The organism is Gellertiella sp. DMC107 (assembly GCF_056313605.1).
Window position 1 is genome coordinate 49,689 of sequence record NZ_JBQUZZ010000003.1, and the last position, 19,790, is coordinate 69,478.

At 61.1% G+C, this 19,790-nt stretch carries 20 protein-coding genes; 11 read left to right on the forward strand and 9 right to left on the reverse strand.

What is annotated here, in order from left to right; genetic code table 11:
• The first annotated feature begins 7 nt into the window (after positions 1-7).
• From ACT54B_RS10940 to ACT54B_RS10955, 4 genes are read left to right on the forward strand one after another with little or no spacing between them, the layout of a single operon-like run.
• A complete protein-coding gene (locus ACT54B_RS10940) occupies positions 8-340 on the forward strand; it encodes an XdhC family protein (protein WP_476044904.1) in 333 nt (110 codons plus the stop codon).
• Positions 337-1,044: an XdhC family protein gene (locus tag ACT54B_RS10945; protein ID WP_476044905.1), complete on the forward strand. Its 708-nt coding sequence runs from the start codon at positions 337-339 to the stop codon at positions 1,042-1,044. Before ACT54B_RS10940 ends, ACT54B_RS10945 begins: the two co-directional genes overlap by 4 nt.
• Positions 1,041-2,684, forward strand: a complete 1,644-nt coding sequence (locus ACT54B_RS10950) for an NTP transferase domain-containing protein (RefSeq protein WP_476044906.1) — start codon at positions 1,041-1,043, stop codon at positions 2,682-2,684. The genes ACT54B_RS10945 and ACT54B_RS10950 overlap by 4 nt, the downstream gene beginning before the upstream one ends.
• Positions 2,674-2,991 (forward strand): TfoX/Sxy family protein, encoded by a 318-nt coding sequence (locus tag ACT54B_RS10955; RefSeq protein WP_476044907.1) that lies wholly within the window; start codon positions 2,674-2,676, stop codon positions 2,989-2,991. The genes ACT54B_RS10950 and ACT54B_RS10955 overlap by 11 nt, the downstream gene beginning before the upstream one ends.
• Here ACT54B_RS10955 and ACT54B_RS10960 read toward each other — a convergent pair.
• The 5 genes from ACT54B_RS10960 to bcp all read right to left on the reverse strand — a co-directional run bounded on the left by ACT54B_RS10960 (position 2,964) and on the right by bcp (position 7,900).
• Entirely contained in the window at positions 2,964-3,434 is a 471-nt protein-coding gene (locus ACT54B_RS10960) for an NUDIX domain-containing protein (protein WP_476044908.1), read from the reverse strand. The two genes, ACT54B_RS10955 and ACT54B_RS10960, sit on opposite strands and share 28 nt — an antisense overlap.
• A gap of 3 nt (positions 3,435-3,437) precedes the next feature.
• Positions 3,438-4,922, reverse strand: coding sequence for a DEAD/DEAH box helicase (locus tag ACT54B_RS10965; protein ID WP_476044909.1), 1,485 nt, complete (start codon positions 4,920-4,922; stop codon positions 3,438-3,440).
• Between the two features lie 223 nt (positions 4,923-5,145).
• On the reverse strand, positions 5,146-6,429 hold the full coding sequence (locus tag ACT54B_RS10970; RefSeq protein ID WP_476044910.1) for a peptidoglycan DD-metalloendopeptidase family protein: 1,284 nt from the start codon (positions 6,427-6,429) through the stop codon (positions 5,146-5,148).
• A gap of 126 nt (positions 6,430-6,555) precedes the next feature.
• Positions 6,556-7,389 (reverse strand): ferritin-like domain-containing protein, encoded by an 834-nt coding sequence (locus ACT54B_RS10975; RefSeq protein WP_476045591.1) that lies wholly within the window; start codon positions 7,387-7,389, stop codon positions 6,556-6,558.
• A 31-nt stretch (positions 7,390-7,420) separates the two neighbouring features.
• Positions 7,421-7,900 carry a thioredoxin-dependent thiol peroxidase gene (bcp, locus tag ACT54B_RS10980; protein WP_476044911.1) on the reverse strand — a complete coding sequence of 160 codons (480 nt, stop codon included), beginning with the start codon at positions 7,898-7,900 and terminating at the stop codon, positions 7,421-7,423.
• A 141-nt stretch (positions 7,901-8,041) separates the two neighbouring features.
• On the opposite strand from bcp, the gene ACT54B_RS10985 reads away from it, so the two are divergent.
• Complete coding sequence (locus ACT54B_RS10985; RefSeq protein WP_476044912.1) at positions 8,042-11,410, forward strand: YhdP family protein; 3,369 nt, start codon at positions 8,042-8,044, stop codon at positions 11,408-11,410.
• 60 nt (positions 11,411-11,470) lie between these two features.
• Here the strand turns inward: ACT54B_RS10985 and tyrS are convergent, their stop codons facing one another.
• Complete coding sequence (gene tyrS, locus ACT54B_RS10990; protein WP_476044913.1) at positions 11,471-12,724, reverse strand: tyrosine--tRNA ligase; 1,254 nt, start codon at positions 12,722-12,724, stop codon at positions 11,471-11,473.
• Between the two features lie 97 nt (positions 12,725-12,821).
• Between tyrS and ACT54B_RS10995 the strand changes: the two genes are divergently transcribed.
• Positions 12,822-13,943, forward strand: a complete 1,122-nt coding sequence (locus ACT54B_RS10995) for an anhydro-N-acetylmuramic acid kinase (RefSeq protein WP_476044914.1) — start codon at positions 12,822-12,824, stop codon at positions 13,941-13,943.
• Here the strand turns inward: ACT54B_RS10995 and ACT54B_RS11000 are convergent.
• From ACT54B_RS11000 to ACT54B_RS11010, 3 genes are all read right to left on the reverse strand, one after another.
• Positions 13,940-14,116, reverse strand: a complete 177-nt coding sequence (locus tag ACT54B_RS11000; protein ID WP_476045592.1) for a type II toxin-antitoxin system RelE/ParE family toxin — start codon at positions 14,114-14,116, stop codon at positions 13,940-13,942. The two genes, ACT54B_RS10995 and ACT54B_RS11000, sit on opposite strands and share 4 nt — an antisense overlap.
• A 62-nt stretch (positions 14,117-14,178) precedes the next feature.
• Entirely contained in the window at positions 14,179-14,403 is a 225-nt protein-coding gene (locus tag ACT54B_RS11005; RefSeq protein WP_476044915.1) for a hypothetical protein, read from the reverse strand.
• Positions 14,404-14,483: 80 nt separating this feature from the next.
• Entirely contained in the window at positions 14,484-15,161 is a 678-nt protein-coding gene (locus ACT54B_RS11010; RefSeq protein ID WP_476044916.1) for an alpha/beta hydrolase, read from the reverse strand.
• Positions 15,162-15,374: 213 nt separating this feature from the next.
• Here ACT54B_RS11010 and ACT54B_RS11015 point away from each other — a divergent pair, with 213 nt between their 5' ends.
• The 5 genes from ACT54B_RS11015 (at position 15,375) to sufC (ending at position 19,760) form a co-directional block, all read left to right on the forward strand.
• Positions 15,375-16,535, forward strand: a complete 1,161-nt coding sequence (locus ACT54B_RS11015; protein ID WP_476044917.1) for a cysteine desulfurase family protein — start codon at positions 15,375-15,377, stop codon at positions 16,533-16,535.
• A 144-nt stretch (positions 16,536-16,679) separates the two neighbouring features.
• Positions 16,680-18,149 carry a Fe-S cluster assembly protein SufB gene (gene sufB / locus ACT54B_RS11020; protein ID WP_476044918.1) on the forward strand — a complete coding sequence of 490 codons (1,470 nt, stop codon included), beginning with the start codon at positions 16,680-16,682 and terminating at the stop codon, positions 18,147-18,149.
• Positions 18,149-18,526, forward strand: coding sequence for a nucleotidyltransferase domain-containing protein (locus tag ACT54B_RS11025; protein ID WP_476044919.1), 378 nt, complete (start codon positions 18,149-18,151; stop codon positions 18,524-18,526). Before sufB ends, ACT54B_RS11025 begins: the two co-directional genes overlap by 1 nt.
• Positions 18,523-18,954, forward strand: a complete 432-nt coding sequence (locus tag ACT54B_RS11030; protein ID WP_476044920.1) for a HEPN domain-containing protein — start codon at positions 18,523-18,525, stop codon at positions 18,952-18,954. The genes ACT54B_RS11025 and ACT54B_RS11030 overlap by 4 nt, the downstream gene beginning before the upstream one ends.
• A 50-nt stretch (positions 18,955-19,004) precedes the next feature.
• Positions 19,005-19,760: a Fe-S cluster assembly ATPase SufC gene (gene sufC / locus ACT54B_RS11035; protein WP_183365926.1), complete on the forward strand. Its 756-nt coding sequence runs from the start codon at positions 19,005-19,007 to the stop codon at positions 19,758-19,760.
• The last annotated feature ends 30 nt before the right edge of the window (positions 19,761-19,790 follow it).

Sequence of the window (19,790 nt, forward strand, 5' to 3'; positions counted from 1 at the left end):
AAGGAGCATGAGTATGGCTGAGGATATGCAGGACCCGTTGATCGCTGCCGAGGTTTGGCTGGCAGAGGGCAGGGGCGTGGCACTCGCTACCGTCATCGAAACCTGGGGCTCCGCTCCGCGCCCTGTCGGCAGCCATCTGGTCATCGATAGTGACGGCAACTTCTTCGGTTCCGTTTCCGGCGGCTGCGTCGAGGGGGCGGTTATTGCAGAAGCGGCTGATGTGATTGCCAGCGGTACCGTCCGGCAGCTGGACTTTGGCGTGGCAGACGAAACCGCCTGGCGGGTCGGGCTCTCCTGCGGTGGGCGAATCCGGGTCCAGCTCGAGAGGATTTCCGCATGAAGCGCGAGCTGTTGCATGCACTCAACCGGGCGCGGGTCAACCGGCAGGCTGTGGGAACGCTGGCGGGGCCGGATGGCCAGACCGTGCGGCTGGTTGGCGAGGGCGAGGCCATAGAGGGCATCGAGGCGGAGGTGCTGGCGAAGGCCTTTCGCAGTGGCAAGCCCGGCATGGTGGAAACCGCCTCCGGACCGGCCTTTCTCAACATATACCTGCCTCCCGCGAGAATCGTCGTCATCGGCGCGGTCCATATCAGCCAGGCACTTGCCCCCATGGCCCGGATTGCCGGTTACGACCTCACAGTCATCGATCCTCGCACAGCCTTCGCCACGCCGGAACGTTTCGACGGGGTGGATGTCCGGGCGGACTGGCCCGAGGATGCGCTGCGGGATCGCCCGCTCGACCCGCATACCGCACTGGCTGCGGTGACGCACGATCCGAAGATCGACGACTATCCGCTTTCAGCGGCGCTCCGCACCGGATGTTTCTATGTCGGGGCGCTGGGAAGCCGGAAGACCCATGCCAAACGAGTGGAACGGCTGATGGCGCTTGGTCATTCGGAGGAGGAGATCGGGCGGATTTCCGCACCTATCGGACTGGATATCGGGGCCGCCAGCCCCGCCGAGATTGCGGTTGCCGTATTGGCGGATATCATCCGCGCCTATCGCCGGCGTGACCTGGTATCACCGGTCGGTGATAGGGCATGAAGTTTGGCCGCTATCCTTTGGCAGACAGTGCGGGCCTGGTGCTTGCGCATGCGCTACGGACCGAGGGACCGTCCTTTCCCAAGGGGCACCGCCTGACAGAGGAAGAGGCAGACCTGCTGCGCGCCCATGGGCATGAAACGGTTATTGCCGTACGCCTGGAAAGCGGGGATCTCGATGAAAACCGGGCAGCGGAGCGCATAGCCCGCGCGTTTCGCGGCAGTCACCATCGCTTGACCGAGGCGGCGACGGGGCGCGTGAACATTCATGCGACGGCGAACGGACTGTTCGTTGCCGACCGCGACGCCGTCAATCGCCTGAACCGCATCGACCCGGCCATCACCTTCGCCTGCCTCTCCAGCCACGTGCCGGTCGAGGACGGAGAAATGGTGGGGACCGTCAAGATCATTCCGCTTGCGGCGGAGGAGGCGCGCGTGCGCGATGCCGAACGCCTGCTGGCGGACCACCTTCCCTTCGAGATTCTTCCCTTTCAGCCCCATTCGGTCAGCCTTATTGCGACGGTGCTGCCGACACTCAAGCCTTCGGTGATGGACAAGACAGCCCGCGTGCTGGCCAGGCGACTGCACGCTTCCGGCAGCAGCATCGAACGGGAATTGCGTGTCGATCATGATTCGAAGGCGCTGGCCGAGGCCATTGCCCATCTTCATGCGGAAGGCGGCCCGCGCCGGCTGATCGTTATCTTCGGTGCGTCTGCACTGACGGATTTCGACGATGTCATTCCAGCCGGCATCCGGCAGGCGGGAGGACGGATCATCCATGCCGGCTTGCCGGTCGATCCCGGCAATCTCCTGGTTCTCGGCGAAATCGGCGGCGTTCCCGTCATCGGCGCGCCCGGTTGCGCGCGAAGCCCGGCGGAAAACGGGTTTGACTGGGTGTTGAACCGCATTCTCGCGGGCCGGATGCCTGACCCCGAAGATCTGACGGGCTGGGGTGTGGGTGGGTTGCTCAAGGAAATTCCCTTGCGTCCGAGCCCGAGGGCGGGATCGGAAGCCGCGCCGCGGACGGTAAGCGTGGCCGCACTCGTCCTCGCCGCAGGGCGGGCCAGCCGTATGGGCGCAGGTGGCCACAAGCTTCTGGCGGAATTTGCCGGCGAGCCTCTGGTGAGGCATGCAACGAGGGCCGTGATGGAAGGAGGCAGCGACAGCGTTGCCGTGGTCACGGGATATCGTCAGGAGGATATTCGCCAAGCCGTTGGCGCACTCGCGCCGCGCTTCATCCACAATCCGGACTTTGCAAGCGGCATGGCAAGCTCGCTTGCCGCAGGACTTGATGATCCCGATGTCGCGGCGGCGGACGGCGTGCTGGTCATGCTGGCCGATATGCCGCGCGTTACCGCGGCGGATATCAAACGGCTGATCGATGCCTTCCACGAGCAGGGCGGGCGTGCCATCATCCGCTCCGTGTCCGGGGGCAAACGGGGCAATCCCGTCATTTTGCCACGCGCGCTTTACCCGGCCTTGCGGCGTCTCGAAGGCGATGTCGGCGCCCGTGTGATCATCGAGGGCTCAGGCCTTCCGGTCGTCGACGTGGAGCTGGGCGAGGCAGCCCATCTCGATGTCGATACGCCGGAGGCGGTGCTTGAAGCCGGGGGCATTCTGGAGGGACAGAAGCATGGAGAATAACGATATCGAGGATATGTTCCGGGCATTGGGAACCGTGACGATCCGGCGCATGTTCGGCGGAAAGGGCGTGTACTGTGACGGCCGCATTCTCGCGATCGTTTATCAGGGCGAGCTGCTTCTCAAGGCGGACGCGGAAACGGCGCCGCATTTTGCAGCCGCCGGGTCGGTGCAGTGGGCCTATGAAAGCAAGACCGGCAAGCAGGCGCATATGCCCTACTGGTCGATTCCGGACGAGGCGCTTGACGATCCCGATGTCATGGCGCTGTGGGCGCGGCGCGCCTACGAGGCGGCGTTGCGTTCGAAGTAACCCTTATCCGTCAGGGCGCGCACGGCATCAGCGGCAAAGCGCGACAAGGGTTCGGGCCAGTTGTCCGGGCCAAACCAGCCGAAGGCCGTGAATTTGTCCGGCTCTGGCATAGCCGGCTCTCCGGTAAATTCGCTGCAGCTGTAGATCAGCGAAAGCCAGTGCTGTTGATCATCGGCAATAATTTGTTCCGAGAGGCACAGAAACTCGACGTTTCCGACAGAAAGACCGCTTTCTTCCTCCGCCTCGCGACGCGCTGCCTGCGCGGCGGGCTCCATGTGATCGACCTTGCCGCCCAATATATTCCAGCTGCCGGCCTCGGGCGCCTTGACCCGGCGGTACAACAACATCCTGCCATCGCGCAGGACGGCAAGTCCTGCGCCCACCCCAGGAAAGGAAAGCCCCGGAAAACCGGGGCTGAAGGGTGAGGGTCTGTCGGAGGACATGGATCAGGCCTTCGCAGCCAGACCCGCGATGAGCATGAATGCGGGAATGTCATCGCCGAAGCCGACCGGGGTCGGACCATCATCATGGTCACGATGGCGGTTGCGGCGGTCGCGACGTCCGTCGTCGTTCGCAGGGCTCGGCCGGCTCTGGCGCGCGGGGGCCGGCTGCTGCGGCTGCGGCTGACGAACCTCCTGCGGGCGCTCGGCGCGGGTTTCGCTCACGACTTCGACGGCTTCGATCATATCTTCCTCGATGGGCTTTTCATGGCGGTTCTTCCGTTCGCCGCGGCGCTTGCCGTCACGGCTTTCCTTGCCCTTGCGCGGCCGCTCGGTGGATTCCATCGGGGCGGGCAGGGAAGAGAGGTCGCCGTTCAGCCATTCGATTTTCTGGCCAATCAGCTTTTCGATCGCTTCCGCGTATTTCAGGTCGGACTTGGTGACCAGCGTGAAGGCCGCACCGGAACGGCCTGCGCGGCCGGTACGTCCGATGCGGTGCACATAATCCTCGGAATGGATCGGAACATCGAAGTTGAAGACGTGGCTGACATCGGGGATGTCCAGACCACGGGCCGCCACGTCGGAGGCGACGAGCAGCGTGATGTTGTTGTCCTTGAAGTTCTGCAGCATGGTCGTACGCGAGCGTTGGTCCATATCGCCGTGGAGCGCGCCGACGGAGAAGCCGTGCCGGTCCAGCGAGCGGAACAGATCGGCCACATCCTTCTTGCGATTGCAGAAGATGATTGCGTTCTTGAGATCGTCCTGTGCGCGGATGATGTCGCGCAGGGCAGCCCGCTTCTCGTAATCCTTGTTGTGGCAGGCGACCAGCTTCTGCGTCACGGTCTTAGCGGTGGAGGAGGGCTTGGCCACCTCGATCCGCTCCGGATTCTGCAGGAAGCGATCAGCGAGCTTCTGGATTTCCGGCGGCATGGTTGCCGAGAAAAACAGGGTCTGCCGGGTGAAGGGAATGAGCTTCGCGATCCGCTCGATGTCCGGGATGAAGCCCATGTCCAGCATGCGGTCTGCTTCATCGATGACCAGGATTTCGACGCCGGTCATCAGCAGCTTGCCGCGCTCGCAGTGATCCAGCAGGCGGCCGGGCGTGCAGATCAGGACATCCGCACCGCGCTCCAGCTTGCGGTCCTGCTCGTCGAAGGACACGCCGCCAATCAGGAGGGCGATGTTGAGCTTGTGGTTCTTGCCGTATTTCTCGAAATTTTCCGCAACCTGCGCCGCGAGCTCGCGCGTCGGCTCCAGAATGAGGGTCCGGGGCATCCGCGCCCGGGCGCGACCCTTTTCCAGCAGCGTCAACATCGGCAGCACGAAGGACGCCGTCTTGCCCGTACCCGTCTGCGCGATGCCGCAGATGTCGCGGCGCTGCAGGGCCGGCGGAATGGCGCCAGCCTGGATGGGAGTAGGAATGGTGTAACCTGCATCGGTTACAGCGGCGAGGACTTTCGGGCTCAGGCCAAGGTCAGCAAAGGTGGTCAAAGGGAATTTGAATCCGTTCTGGTTTAAGGGAAACCACGTGTTGAATCTGCCAGCAATCACTGCGGGCGCAGGGCGGAATAGTCCGATTGGGGCCCAAAGTCAAGGAAATGCAGGCTTTTTAGCCGGCAACACGGGTCTAAGTTTGTCTGAACAGTAAATTTCCGGCGGAAATATGATGAACGCGTCCAAAATGCCACGGGCGATGCCCGCCAGACGGTAAAACCTAGCGCAGGTAGGATTTGAGTTTCGTCGCAGCGTTGATGAAGCGCATGGGGTTCTCGGCCTCCCCCTGATATCGGACTTCGTAGTGCAGATGCGGACCGGTCGAGCGGCCCGTGCTGCCGGCGCGGCCGATCATGGTTCCGTTGTCCACCTGGTCGCCCACGGCGACGGAGATCTTCGAGAGATGGCCATAGCGGGTGGTAATGCCGTTTCCGTGGTCGATCTCCACCATGTTGCCATAGCCGCCAACTGCGGATGCAGCGATGACCTTTCCAGCTCCGGTGCTTCTGACCGGTTCACCGGTCTCGAAGCGGAAGTCGACGCCCGTATGCATGGCGAGTTTGCCGAGGAAGGGGTCGGTGCGGTTGCCGAACGTGCTCGTGATATCCCGTCCCGGGGCGGGATTGGTGAAAGGCAGGCGCAGGGCGGTGGCGCGGATCGACTCCAGGCGGTTCAGGGCCGAATCGAGACGAGCCAGCGACAGGTCGAACGTGTCTTCGGGAAGAGCGGCCACGAATGGACCTCCTTCGGCCTGGCCATCGTTTTCCTTGCTTTCGGTCGTGGTTTCAATCGGAACGCCAGTCCGTTCCATGATCGATTCGATCTGGTCGGCGGTTTCGGTCGCGCCCGTGGTCAAGGATTGGACCCGGTCTTTCTGTTCCTGTTCGAGCGACTTCAGCGAGAGGGTCATTTTGGAAAAAAGCCGGTCGGCGCGGTCGCCGGTGCTTTCGTGCCCATCCGCATCCGCCGATTGATATCCGAGGGCCGAAACGGTGTTTGCGGTTGCGGGCGCATTGCCCATCAGCGCGTCGATGGCCTTGAGGCCACCCCCGGCGGAAGCCGTCTGAACCGGCGCCGTCGCGCTGTCTTCGGTCAAGCCCGAGGCTTCGGCACGCTCGATCAGCGTTCCCATCTTTCCATGGCGGGAGGCGAGGGCATTCTGCTGCTCAAGCAGCTTCTCGACCTTGTCTTCCACGACCTGCTGATCCAGCATCTGCCGGGATGTCACCCGGTCGACCTGCGCCCGAAGCGCAGCAATGCGGTCTTCATATTCGAATTGCATGCGGGCCTGACGGGCCATGGTGGCGCCGATCAGGTCGTCGCGAAGCACGAGATAGGCGGTGGCCGTCAGATACCCGACGCTGAAGACCCCCAGCACGGTCATGGCAACGCCGGTCATCCAGGGGCGAATGCGGACATGCCGGATCTTTTCGCCGCTTGCAAGAATCAGGAAGTGATCCGGTTTGCGCTTGCCGAATACACGGCTGTCATGGCTTTGGCTCACGGTCTGGCTCCCTTGCAGCGGAGCATGAGAACTCCGCCAAATTGGGATGATTAGAAACCATTAAGGTTAATAATCTCTTTATTTGCGCGTTGCGGGTCCGCTGCAAGGCCTGAAAACGCTGATTTTTCAAGCGTTGCTGATGGAGGGAAGGGACCGGTAAAAGGAGGGCGTCAGGCCGGCTTCTGCGCGGGCAATATCATTGAACGGTGGCTTCAGCGGGCCGCGGAAATTGGCCCGCACCAGCTGCCGGAATGTTTCTGCCGGGTCCTTTCTCTCCCTGGCGCAGAGGAAACGGAACCATTTGGCGCCGATTGCGACGTGGCCCTTTTCGTCGTTGTAGATGACGGACAGGACCGCTGCGCTTTCGAGATCGCCGGTTTCGACCATCTTTTCCTGGAGCGAGGGCGTGACGTCGAGGCCGCGGGCTTCGAGAATCAGGGGGACGACCGCAAGACGGGCGCTGAGGGAATTGCGGGTGGAATGGGCGGCCTGCCAGAGCCCGTCATGGGCTGGTAGATCGCCATAATCGGCGCCCAGCGCCTGCAGGCGCTCCCGTACCATGCCGAAGTGCTTGGCTTCCTCGAAAGCCACCTGCATCCAACCGTCAAAAAAGGACTGCGGAACCGGCTCGCTCGCAAAACGGGCGACGATATCGAGCGCAAGATCCACCGCATTGAGCTCGATATGGGCGAGGGCATGCAGCATGGCGATGCGTCCCTTCTCGGTATGAAGGGAGCGCTTCTTCATCTCGCGGGGAGGAACAAGAGGCGGTTTCTCGGGCCGGCCGGGCCGGTCGGGCAGCGCTGGGTCCAGGGGAGAACGCAAGGAAATCGACCGGCTGAACCAGCGACGGGCCGCTTCCCGGGCGATGGCGGTTTTCCTGTCCAGATCGGTTGCAAGGATGGCGGCCACACAGCCCTCCCGAAGAGAACCGAAGCTTTTATGGCTATCCTTGCCCACGCCCTTGCCACCCTTTGCCAAGCGAGCCCGTTCAAAGGGCCCGGGCAGCCGCTAGCACGTCTTCCGCATGGCCATCACCCTTCACTTTTTCCCAGATACGGGCAATTTTCCCGTTCCCGTCGATCAGCACCGTGGTGCGTTCGATGCCCATGTACGTCTTGCCATACATGCTCTTTTCCTTCCACACTCCGTAGGCTTCGAGTACGGAATGGTCCTCGTCGGATGCCAGAATCACCGACAAGCTGTGTTTTTTTATGAACCTGTCGTGGCTTTTGACGTTATCCGCGGAAATGCCAATGACCGCTGCGTTGAGGGCGGCGAACTGATCGGCCAGTGCGGTAAAGGCGATCGCTTCGTTCGTGCAGGCCGGCGTATTGTCCTTGGGATAGAAAAAGAGCACGACCGGACGGCCGCTGAAATGGGCAAGCGACACGGTATCGCCGCCATCTCGCGGCAGGGTAAATTCAGGTGCCGGGGAGCCGGCGGCGATCGGAGATTGTTCGGCTGACATGTGGAAACCTTTCCATCGGCATAGAGACTGCATTGTGGCCAAGCGCCATCTGGTTATAGCATCTTCGAATATAGGGCATGGACGCGATGCGTCCAGACAAGGCGGCGGATCAAAAGTCCGTTCCGGGGGTGAGGAGGATCAATGAAGGATCGGCAGGCCCGTGGCGAGGGCCGGCGCAGGCGCCGGCATGCGAAAGAAAAGGCTGCGCGCCGGCCGCGGTCGCTTGTCGTGCGGTTTTCCCTGTTCCTGCTGAAAGCGGGCATGACGCTTGTCATGCTGCTGGCGTTGCTGACGGGCGGCGCGTTCATGGCCATCGAGGCGGGGCTGCTCGACAGGACCCTGACGGCCCGTGCCGAGGGCGCCCTGAATGGCGCCGTGGGGCCGCGTTATCTTGCGACCGTCGACAGCTCGGCCATCCGCTTCGCCAACAATCGCCAGCTGGCCATCGAGGCGCGCAAAGTCGTGATGAAGGATCAGGAAACGGGCCGCGTCGTGTCGAAAACGGGCGCAATCCGCCTCGCTCTCGATCCATTCCGGCTGCTGAAGGGTGAATTGACCATCACGCGCATCGAGGCAGACGATGTGAGCTTCGATACGGCGCTGTTTTCCACCGGGGAAGGTCTCGATCTCACCCGCATGCGCGTCGATCAGATCCCCGATCTCGTCGATAACGGCTTTGCCCAGCTCGATCTCTTTGGCGGCTTCGTGGACCGCGCCCGGACCGATGCACTGGAAATCCGTGGCATGGAACTGCTGGCGGCCGGTCCTGATGGGAAGGATGTCACGGTCGGAAAGGCGCATTTCGTGCTTGAAAGGCGAGAGGACAGTTCCCTGTCGATGGACGGCGGGCTGGAGATCAAGGGCGATGCCATTCCCTTTACCGTCCTTGCCGAGCGCAAGCTGGGCAAGGCCGTTTCCCTGAGGGCTTCCGCCCGTGACGTGCCTCTTCTTCATTTCGGTCCGGGGCCGGATTGGCGAGGGCGGATCGAGGAAAAACTCGAGGCGACGGCCTTTGCGGAAATTTCCGCCAAACGGAAATCGGCCGACGTCTTTCCGGAAATCTCGATGTCGGCCAAGGTCAATCCGGGCACGTTGACCCTGCATGGCATTCCGCAGCCGCTCGATGGCGCCGATGTGAACGCGGTCTACGATTTCAACAAGAATTCGGTCGAGTTTCTGCCTTCCTCCATGGTTTTCGCGCAGACGAAACTGCCTTTCACCGGAGGCCTCATCGATCTCGATCGGATCCGGCCGGAGGCGGGAAAAGGTTTCGGCATCGATTTTCTCGTCAAGGACGGCAAGGTTTTCACCGAAGCGGCCGCCGCACCACCGACCGACCTCAATGCGCAGGCCGCCGGCTATTATCTTTCCGGAACCCGGGAGCTGATCTTCGATCAGATGACCGCATCGACCCATCGCGGCTCGATTATCGGCTCGCTGAAGATGAAACTGGGGGGCAAGGAGCCGGAAATCAGCTTCGCGGCGCAGGTGGCCAGTGCGCAGATGCAGACGCTCAAGCAACTCTGGCCCTACTGGATCGCTCCCAATGCCCGCAAATGGGTGGCGGAAAACATGTTCGCAGGTTCGGTCTCGAATGGATCCATCGAGGTCTTCGTCCCTTCGGAGCGTGTGCGGAACAAGGACGGCAGTCTCAGGCTTGCCGATGATCAGCTCAACATCAGCTTCGATGTGACGAATGCGCGAATGAACATTGCCGGGGATATTCCGCCCGTGCGAGGCACGACCGGTCACATCGACATCAAGGGCTCCAGCCTGTTGGCCGACATCAAATCCGGTACGTCCTACTTCGCCACGGATCGCTCCGTGAATATCGACGGCGGCACCTTTGCGATTCCGGATTTCTTCAGCGACCCGCTGACCGCCGATACGGATATCACGGTATCCGGGGCTGCGGATGCGGTCGCCGAACTGATCACCTATCGCCCGATCAAGTTTCTGGGTAGGGCCGATCTGAAGCCGGAAGATCTGGCGGGCAATATCCGTGCAAAGGTCCAGGCCCATTTCGGTCTGAACGCAAAGGACGATGTTCAACCGGACTGGAAAGCATCCATGACTCTGACAAATGTGGATGTCATGAAACCCCTTCAGGGCCGGCGCCTGACCGCTCTGACCGGCACTGCCGAGATCACGCCCGAGAAGGCGGTTCTCAATGCGGAAGGCAAGATCGATGGCGTTCCCATGCAGCTTGCGGCGACCGAGCCTTTCGACGAAGCTGACGAGGCCATCCGCGACCGGATGATGACCCTGAACCTCGGCACCGCCGATATCGCCCGGTTGTTCCCCAAGCTGGACCAGGTGGTCAGCGGCACCGTCAAGGCAAAAGTCTCTGTAAGGCCGGAAGGCCTCCAGACGGTGGAGGCGGATCTTTCTGCGGCGACGCTCACCGTGCCCGGAAGCGGCTGGAAAAAGGGAGCGGGCATTCCCGCCAAGGCCCAATTCGATGTCAGACCCGCTGAAGACAACAAGGTCGAGGTGCGGAACCTTGTCATTACCGGTGACGGTTTCGGCGCAACCGGAAAGATCGACGCTCGAAACGGCAAACTCGTCGTCGCTTCGTTCGAGAAGGTAAAGCTGGCGGCGAACGACAATTTCAGCCTTTCCGTGCGGCCGATCCGGTCGGGCTTCGATGTGGCCGTCGCGGGTTCGGCCATCGATGTCCGCGCGGCCATCGACCGGCTTCGCAATGCGGGCACCGATGACAAGCCGGGAAAATCCGTTGCCATGGTGCTGCGGGCCAAAGTGGACAAGATTTACGGCTTTGGCGACGAGACCCTTCGCAATGTCGATCTGGCCTATGCGCCCCTGACATCCGATAGCGGCAAGCTGCAGCTGTCGGCGCTGACCGGAAACGGGCAGCCAGTGGTGGGACAGGTGGTGGAAGACGGCCGCGGGCGCTTCATGCAGCTGACAAGCGGCGATGCCGGCTCCACCTTCCGTTTCCTGGGGCTCTATAGCCGGCTGCAGAAAGGGCTGCTGAACATGCGCCTTCGCCCGGGAAAACAGGGTAGCTGGAATGGCAATATCGATCTGCGGGACTTTAGCCTTGCGAATGAAGAGCGCCTGCAGACCATGGTTTCCACGCCGGCAGGCAAGGATGGGCGCAGTCTGAACAAGGCGGTCAAGCGCGATATCGACGTGCGCTCGGAAAAATTCCAGCGTGGCTTTGCCTACTTTACCTACAGCAACGGCACGCTTGGCATTGAAAACGGGGTTCTGCGCGGGACCCAGGTCGGCGCGACGTTCCAGGGTGTCGTGCGTGATGCCGCTGGAAAGATGGATGTCACCGGCACCTTCATGCCAGCCTATGGCCTCAATCGCCTGTTCGGGGAGCTGCCGGTCATCGGAATCCTGTTGGGAAATGGTCGCGATCGCGGCTTGCTTGGCATCACTTTTAAGCTGACCGGGCCGTTTGAAAAGCCGAACCTGACAATCAATCCTCTTTCCATCATTGCACCGGGCATTTTCCGGCAGGTCTTCGAGTTCCAGTAGGCGGCCATGAAAAAGGCCGGTAAAAACCGGCCTATTCCCCTGGCGCAATCCTGATCGGGTTCAGGAGGGCCGCACCAGAATGTGCTTCTTCTTGCCGAGCGAGAGTTTGATCACGCCGTCTGCCGACACGTCCGCCGTGCCGATCATCTGGCGCTCGTCTGTGACGCCCTTGTCGTTGACCTTTACGGCGCCGCCTTTCACGTGGCGGCGCGCCTCGCCGTTCGATTCGGCAAGGCCTGCCCGAACAAACAGAGCGAGAACGCCTATACCGGCTTCCAGCTCAGCCGCCGGCACCTCGATGGAGGGAAGGTTTTCTGCAAGGGCGCCTTCCTCAAAGGTCTTGCGCGCCGTTTCGGCTGCCTGTTCGGCGGCCGCCCGGCCATGCAGGATCGACGTCACTTCTGTGGCGAGGATCTTCTTCACTTCGTTGATTTCGGATCCGCCGAGAGCCGAGAGGCGCGCAATCTCGCTCATCGGCAGCTTCGTGTAGAGCTTGAGGAAGCGGGAGACATCCGCATCTTCGGTATTGCGCCAGTACTGCCAGAAATCATAGGCGGAGAGCATGTCTGCGTTCAGCCAGACCGCACCGTTGGCGGACTTGCCCATCTTCGCGCCGGATGAGGTGGTCAGGAGGGGCGAGGTCAGCGCATAGAGCTGCTTCGTGCCCATGCGATGGCCGAGATCGATGCCGTTGACGATATTGCCCCACTGATCCGAGCCGCCCATCTGCAGGCGGCAATCGTACTGGCGCGCGAGCTCGGTGAAATCGTAAGCCTGGAGGATCATGTAATTGAATTCCAGGAACGAGAGCGATTGCTCGCGGTCGAGACGCGTCTTCACGCTATCGAAGGACAGCATGCGGTTGACCGAAAAGTGGCGGCCGACATCGCGCAGGAATTCCAGGTAGTTGATCTTCCTCAGCCAGTCGGCATTGTTGATCATCAGCGCGTCCTTCGGACCATCGCCGTAATTCAGGTAGTTGGAAAAAACCTTCTTGATGGAAGCGATGTTGTCTTCGATCGTGTCGATGGTCATCAGCTGGCGGGCTTCGTCCTTGAAGGACGGATCGCCCACCATGCCGGTGCCGCCGCCCATCAGCGAAATGGCGCGGTGACCGGTTTCCTGGAACCAGTGCAGCATCATGATCTGGATCAGCGATCCGGCATGCAGCGAAGGCGCCGTCGGATCGAAGCCGATATAGGCGGTCACGGTTTCCTTCTGTAGAAGAGTATCGAGGCCCGATTCATCGGAAATCTGATGAATGTAGCCGCGCTCGGAAAGGGTGCGAAGGAAATCGGATTTGAACTCGGTCATGACCTCAAACTCTGTTAGCCGGTAGATCGTCTGGCGGGGCTTTAGCATTGTTTTTTTCGCCATGCATCAAATTCATGGCCTTTCGGGGTTGGACCTCATGACACAAGACCTGATGACGGCGATCGGCCTGATGAGCGGCACGTCCATGGACGGTATCGATGTGGCGCTTGTCCGAACGGACGGTGAGCGGATCGTGGAGCGGGGACCGTTCCTCGGGATCGCCTATGATTCCGCGTTTCGGCAGAGCCTGAAGCAGGCTTTGGAAGAGGCAAGGGCCATCCGCAATCGACAGGAGCGGCCGGCCAACCTCGCGGTCATCGAGCGGGAACTGACCTTGCGGCATGCCGCTGCGGTAAGGTCGTTTCTAAACGCCAACGGGCTGTCGCCGGAGAGTATCGATGTTATCGGTTTTCATGGCCAGACGGTGCTGCACCGGCCCGAGCAGGGTCTGACCGTGCAACTGGGCGATGGCGGCCTTCTTGCCCGGGAAACCGGGATCCCGGTGGTTTACGATATGCGGGCGAGGGACATGGAGCATGGCGGGCAGGGGGCGCCGCTCGTGCCCGCCTATCATGCGGCGCTGGCTGCAGGCGTGGCCGGGGCCGATGAAACGGTCTGCTTCGTCAATATCGGCGGCATCTCCAATCTCACCGCCATTTCACCCGCCGGTGACATCCGCGCCTATGACAGCGGCCCCGGCAATACGCTGATCGACCAGTGGGTCGATAGCGAGGCGGGTGTTCCCTACGACCAGGGCGGGCGCATCGCGAGCGAGGGGCAGGTGCTGCACGCCCTTGCCCGGCGCTATCTGGATCACCCTTTCTTCACGGATGCCCGGCGCCGGTCGCTTGACCGCAACGATTTTGCACCGCCCCTTCGCGGCGAGGCCGAGCTTTCCGATGGGGCTCGTACGCTGGCCTATGTCGCCGCCGCTTCGATCATCCAGTCCTCGGCGCATCTCGAGCCTTTCCCGGCATTGTTCGTCATCTGTGGCGGTGGCCGCCTCAACGGCGTGATCATGCAGGACCTCAAGGCGCTGGCAGCCGCGAGAGGTGCACGGGTGATCGTTGCCGAAGAGGCAAATTTCAACGGTGATGCCATGGAGGCTGAGGCCTGGGCCTATCTGGCGGTCCGGTCGATGAAAGGCCTGCCGCTCACGTTTCCGGGGACGACGGGCGTGAGCGAACCAGTCACGGGCGGCGTGCTCTCAAAGCCCTAGGAAATTGGGCGCTGGCGAGCGTTCATTATTCTGACTACCTGAACACTGTCTGGCAGGATGCGACAGTAAATCATGTGCGACCTGTGCACGATCACCCTTGTACCCGGATCCATGCCATCGACGGGTTTGCCGAGAAAGGGTTGTCGACCAAGATTTTGCAGCATGCGATTCAGGGCCGCCGCGCAGGTGGTCGTCTGTTCTCACCAAATGACGATCCGTGTAGCGGAACGCTCAGTCAAAGTCCTTCCTGGCTCGGAGGGTCAATTGAACGTTCTTCAAGGGTCGGCTTCCTGCCAAAGTGCTTCTCAAATAATTCGTCAAAAATTTCTTCGAAAGGTTGCTCGCAGATCCCCGACTCTTCGCCTTCGCGAAGGAGTTCCTCCAGTTCGGCCGCCGTGTAGCCATAGAGGCCGTCGTCTTCATCCAGCGGCTGTTCGGGTGACTTGATGAGCGGATCCATGGCGTGCTCCCACAAACGACAAAACGGATCCTATCCGAAGACAGGATCCGTCTCAATGCTTTTTATCAGATATGTCTGAATTACCGGATGCGCTTGGCGGCCGGTTCCGGCACCAGTTCGCCGGCGAGGCGACGATCGACATAGTCTTCGCAGGCGGCGGTCAGCGAATCGATCTGGCCGGTAAAGAAGTGGTTGGCTCCGGGTACCGTCTTGTGGGTGATCAGAATGCCCTTCTGGGTCTTCAGCTTCTCCACGAGGCCGTTGACGTCCTTTTCGGGCGCCACCTTGTCCTGATCGCCATTGATGATCAGGCCGGAGGACGGGCAGGGGGCGAGGAAGGAGAAATCATAGGTATTCGGCTGCGGCGCGACCGATATGAAGCCTTCGATTTCCGGGCGGCGCATCAGAAGCTGCATCCCGATCCAGGCACCGAAGGAATAACCGGCAACCCAGCAGCTCTTGCTGTCCGGATGCAGGCTCTGCACCCAGTCGAGCGCCGACGCGGCATCCGAAAGCTCGCCTGCGCCATGGTCGAATTCGCCCTGGCTGCGGCCGATGGAGCGGAAATTGAACCGCAAGGTGGTGAAGCCACGCTTCTGGAAGAGGTAGAAGAGCTGGTAGACGATCTGGTTGTTCATCGTCCCGCCGAATTGGGGGTGCGGATGAAGAATGATGGCGATCGGGGCGCTCTTTTCCTTCGAAGGCTGGTAACGGCCTTCCAGGCGGCCGGCGGGGCCGTTGAAAATGACTTCAGGCATCGGTACTCCGGTGTCGCGTTTTTCGGTCACCAAACCTTGGGCATGACAGGGGAGCTGACTTGACTCCTGTTGTCATGTTTTCTAAAACCCAGTTTAGAACCATTAAAAACTGTCTGTGCGGCTGCACTTGGGTGCTTTGGTGTCTTAAGGCAAGCGCGACAGGAAATTCAAGAAAAATGCACCGCCGGCCCTTGCCGGTAAGAAATCAGGCCCATGAGCGGATCACGGCTTTATCTCGACTGGAATGCCACGGCCCCGCTTTCGCAAGCGGCACGGACGGCCTTTGTCGAAGCCTTGGCGCTGCCCGGAAACCCCTCTTCGGTGCACGCGGAAGGTCGGGCCGCCCGGGCGGCAGTCGAAAAAGCACGGCGTCAGGTTGCGGCCCTTGCTCACCGTGATCCCGCACAGGTGATTTTCACGAGCGGAGCGACCGAAGCGGCCAATCTGGTGCTCACGCCCGATTTCCGCATGGGACGGGCCCCGCTACGGATCGGGCATCTCTATGTGTCGGCCATCGAGCACCCCGCCATCCGCGAGGGGGGACGGTTTCAACCGGAACAGATGAGCGGAATCCCCGTTCTGCCGAACGGTCGTGTCGATCTGGATGCTCTCTCCCATCTTCTCGCGAACCACGACGGCGCAACAGGCATCGCCATGGTCGCGGTCATGTTCGCGAATAACGAAACCGGCATCGTCCAGCCCCTTGCGGATGTCTCTGCCTGCGTCAAGGCGGCGGGCGGTCTTCTGGTCGTCGATGCCGTACAGGCGGCGGGTCGTCTCGATCTTGCCGATGCGCAGGAGGCGGACTTCCTTATTCTGTCATCACACAAGATCGGCGGACCCAAGGGCGTGGGAGCCTTGATCAGCAAGGGGGAAACGCTGATGCCTGTTGCCCTGATCCGGGGTGGCGGGCAGGAAAAAGGTCACCGTTCGGGGACAGAGAATTTCCCCGCCATCATCGGCTTCGGTGCGGCGGCTGAGGCGGTGGCTGAGGACATGCCTGCGCGGTCGGACGGTCTTGCTGTGCTGCGCGACCGGCTGGAGGCTGGGTTCCGGGCCGCAGCGCCTGATGTGATCATCCATGGCGAAGGCGGGCCGCGTCTTCCCAATACGAGTTTCTTTTCGCTTCCCGGACTGAAATCGGAAACCGGGCAGATCGCCTTCGATCTGGAAGGAATTGCGCTTTCGGCCGGCTCCGCCTGCTCGTCGGGACGGGTGGGGGAAAGCCATGTACTGGCTGCCATGGGTTTCGATCCGAAGCTCGGCGCGCTGCGCATTTCCCTGGGGCCGACAACGACGGAGGCTGAGATAGACCGGGCGATTGCTGCCTTTGGCCGTATCGCGGCTCGCAGGCGGATGAGCGGTGCTGCATAAGCGCCAATAAATTTGAGGAAATGCAATTTTCCTCTGGACAAGAGGGGGTGAAAACACCCTTCTGCAGAACTACATGAGGGCGGTGTTCAACCGTCACGTTGACAAGCTGCCGGGCCTTGATCCCGGCCTGATTGGAGAACGAGAATGGCTGCTGTGCAGGAAACGATCGATCAGGTCCGCCAGATCGATGTCGACCAGTACAAATACGGTTTCGAGACGGAAATCGAAGTGGACAAGGCCCCGAAGGGCCTGAATGAAGATATCATCCGCCTGATTTCGTCCAAGAAGCAGGAACCGGAGTGGATGCTGGAATGGCGCCTTGACGCCTATCGCCGCTGGCTGACCATGGAAGAGCCCACCTGGGCGCGGGTGGATTATCCGAAGATCGACTTCAACGACATCCACTATTATGCAGCGCCGAAGAGCACGGCCGGCCCGAAGTCGCTCGAGGAGGTCGATCCTGAGCTTCTGAAGGTCTACGAAAAGCTCGGTATCCCGCTGCGCGAGCAGGAAGTTCTGGCGGGCGTCCAGACCTCCAAGATCGCCGTCGATGCGGTGTTCGATTCCGTCTCGGTCGTGACGACCTTCAAGGAAGAACTGAAGAAGGCCGGCGTGATCTTCATGTCGATCTCCGAGGCCATCCGCGAATATCCGGACCTGATCAGGAAATATCTCGGCTCGGTGGTTCCAACGACTGACAATTACTATGCGACCCTGAACTCCGCGGTGTTTACCGACGGTTCCTTCGTCTTCGTGCCGAAGGGCGTACGGTGCCCGATGGAGCTTTCCACCTATTTCCGCATCAACGAGAAGAACACGGGCCAGTTCGAGCGCACCCTCATTATCGCCGAGGAAGGCGCTTATGTTTCCTACCTCGAAGGCTGCACCGCGCCGCAGCGCGACGAAAACCAGCTGCATGCGGCCGTGGTCGAGCTCGTGGCCCTCGACGATGCCGAGATCAAGTATTCCACCGTCCAGAACTGGTATCCGGGCGACAAGGAAGGCAAGGGCGGCATCTACAACTTCGTCACCAAGCGTGGCGATTGCCGCGGCCACAATTCCAAGATCTCCTGGACGCAGGTGGAAACCGGTTCGGCGATCACCTGGAAATACCCCTCCTGCATCCTGCGCGGCGACAATTCCCGTGGCGAGTTCTACTCGATCGCCGTCTCGAACGGCTATCAGCAGGTGGATAGCGGCACCAAGATGATCCATCTCGGCAAGAACACTTCGAGCCGCATCATTTCAAAGGGCATCTCGGCGGGTCGTTCCAACAACACCTATCGTGGGCAGGTCTCCATCCACCGCAAGGCGGAAGGCGCCCGCAACTTCACGAACTGCGACTCGCTCCTGATCGGCGACCGATGCGGTGCGCACACCGTGCCGTATATCGAGGTGAAGAACCCGCGGGCCAAGGTGGAGCACGAGGCGACCACCTCGAAAATCTCCGAGGACCAGAAGTTCTACGTCATGCAGCGCGGCATTCCGGAAGAGGAAGCCATCGCGCTCATCGTCAATGGCTTCGTCCGCGAAGTCATCCAGGAACTGCCGATGGAATTCGCCGTCGAAGCCCAGAAGCTCATCAATATTTCGCTGGAAGGCAGCGTGGGCTGATGATGGGCGCGCGTTCGACTTCCCTGGCGGTTGCGCCGAATTTCGGGCCTCACGGCTCGGAAGCGGAAGCGCTTGGGGAGCTGGTGCGCCGGCTAAGGGACGCTCTAGACCCGCAGATGATCTGGCTTTTCGGCAGCCGCGCCCGTGGCACGGCGCGTCCCGATAGCGATTTCGACCTGCTGGTGGTGGCGAAGGAAGATGGTGGTTTCGGCTGCGATGACTACGAGCGTGTCGATGCGCCGCTGAAAGGATGCTGGATCGGAACGGATGTCATTCCCTGCGATCTGGAGACGTTTCGCGCCAGTCTCGGGCTCAACACCTCGATGATAAGCCAGATCGTCGAGCATGGCCGGCTCCTTTACGGAGAAATGCCGTGACGAGCGCGGAGACGATCAGGGCGGCGCGGGTCAGGTCGTTCATTCAGCTCGTGCGCGAGGAGCTCGCGGTATCGGCGGACCTGATGCAGGCACACAGGCGTCAATCCGCCTATTTCCTGCAACAGGCGGTGGAGAAGGCACTTCGCGGCGTTCTGGAGGTAGAAGGTATCGCAGCAGGACCGATGCACAGCATTCGCGGGCTATCGGATCTTCTACCCAAGGATCATCCGATGCGAGAGCTCTTCATTGAACTGGAGCCGCTTTCCTCGGCGTCCACGCGTTACCGTTATCCGACGGCGAACGGGACGCTGATGGATATCGGAGAGAACCATCTGAGGGAACTCAAGCTTCTGGCCGATGCGGTCATCGCGGAAGCCATTGTGATTATGGAAACCTATCTCGAGGGTTCGGCCAAAAGTGGCCTTTGAGGACATACGATATCGGCGGGCCTTGACCCCGCTTATGGAAGGACGGAAACATGCTTGAAATCAGAGACCTGCACGCCAAGATCGCCGATACGGACACCGAGATCATCCGGGGCCTGAACCTGACCGTGAAGGCTGGCGAAGTGGCTGCCATCATGGGCCCAAACGGCTCCGGCAAGTCCACGCTTTCCTACATCCTGTCCGGTCGTGACGATTACGAAGTCACTTCCGGCGATATCCTCTATAATGGCGAGAGCATTCTTGAACTCGATCCGGCCGAACGGGCGGCCAAGGGCATTTTCCTGGCTTTCCAGTATCCGGTCGAAATCCCTGGCGTTGCCACCATGCAGTTCCTGAAGGTGGCCATGAATTCCCAGCGCAAGGCGCGCGGCGAAGCCGAGCTGACCACGCCGGATTTCATGCGCCGCGTGAAGGAGGCTGCAAGCCACCTGAAGATCGATCCCGACATGCTGAAGCGCCCGCTGAACGTGGGCTTCTCCGGCGGCGAAAAGAAGCGCGCCGAAATCCTGCAGATGGCGTTGCTGGAGCCGAAGCTCTGCATTCTCGACGAGACCGATTCCGGTCTTGACATCGATGCGTTGAAGATCGTGGCCGATGGCGTCAACGCGCTGCGTTCGCCCGACCGTGCGGTCGTGGTCATCACCCACTATCAGCGCCTGCTCGACTACATCGTGCCGGATACGGTGCATGTTCTCTACAAGGGCCAGGTCATCAAGACCGGTGACAAGACCCTTGCCCATGAACTCGAAGCCAATGGCTATGCCGATATCATCGGTGCCGCGGCCTGAGGCGGTTCCGCCAGGAAACGCTTGAGATAA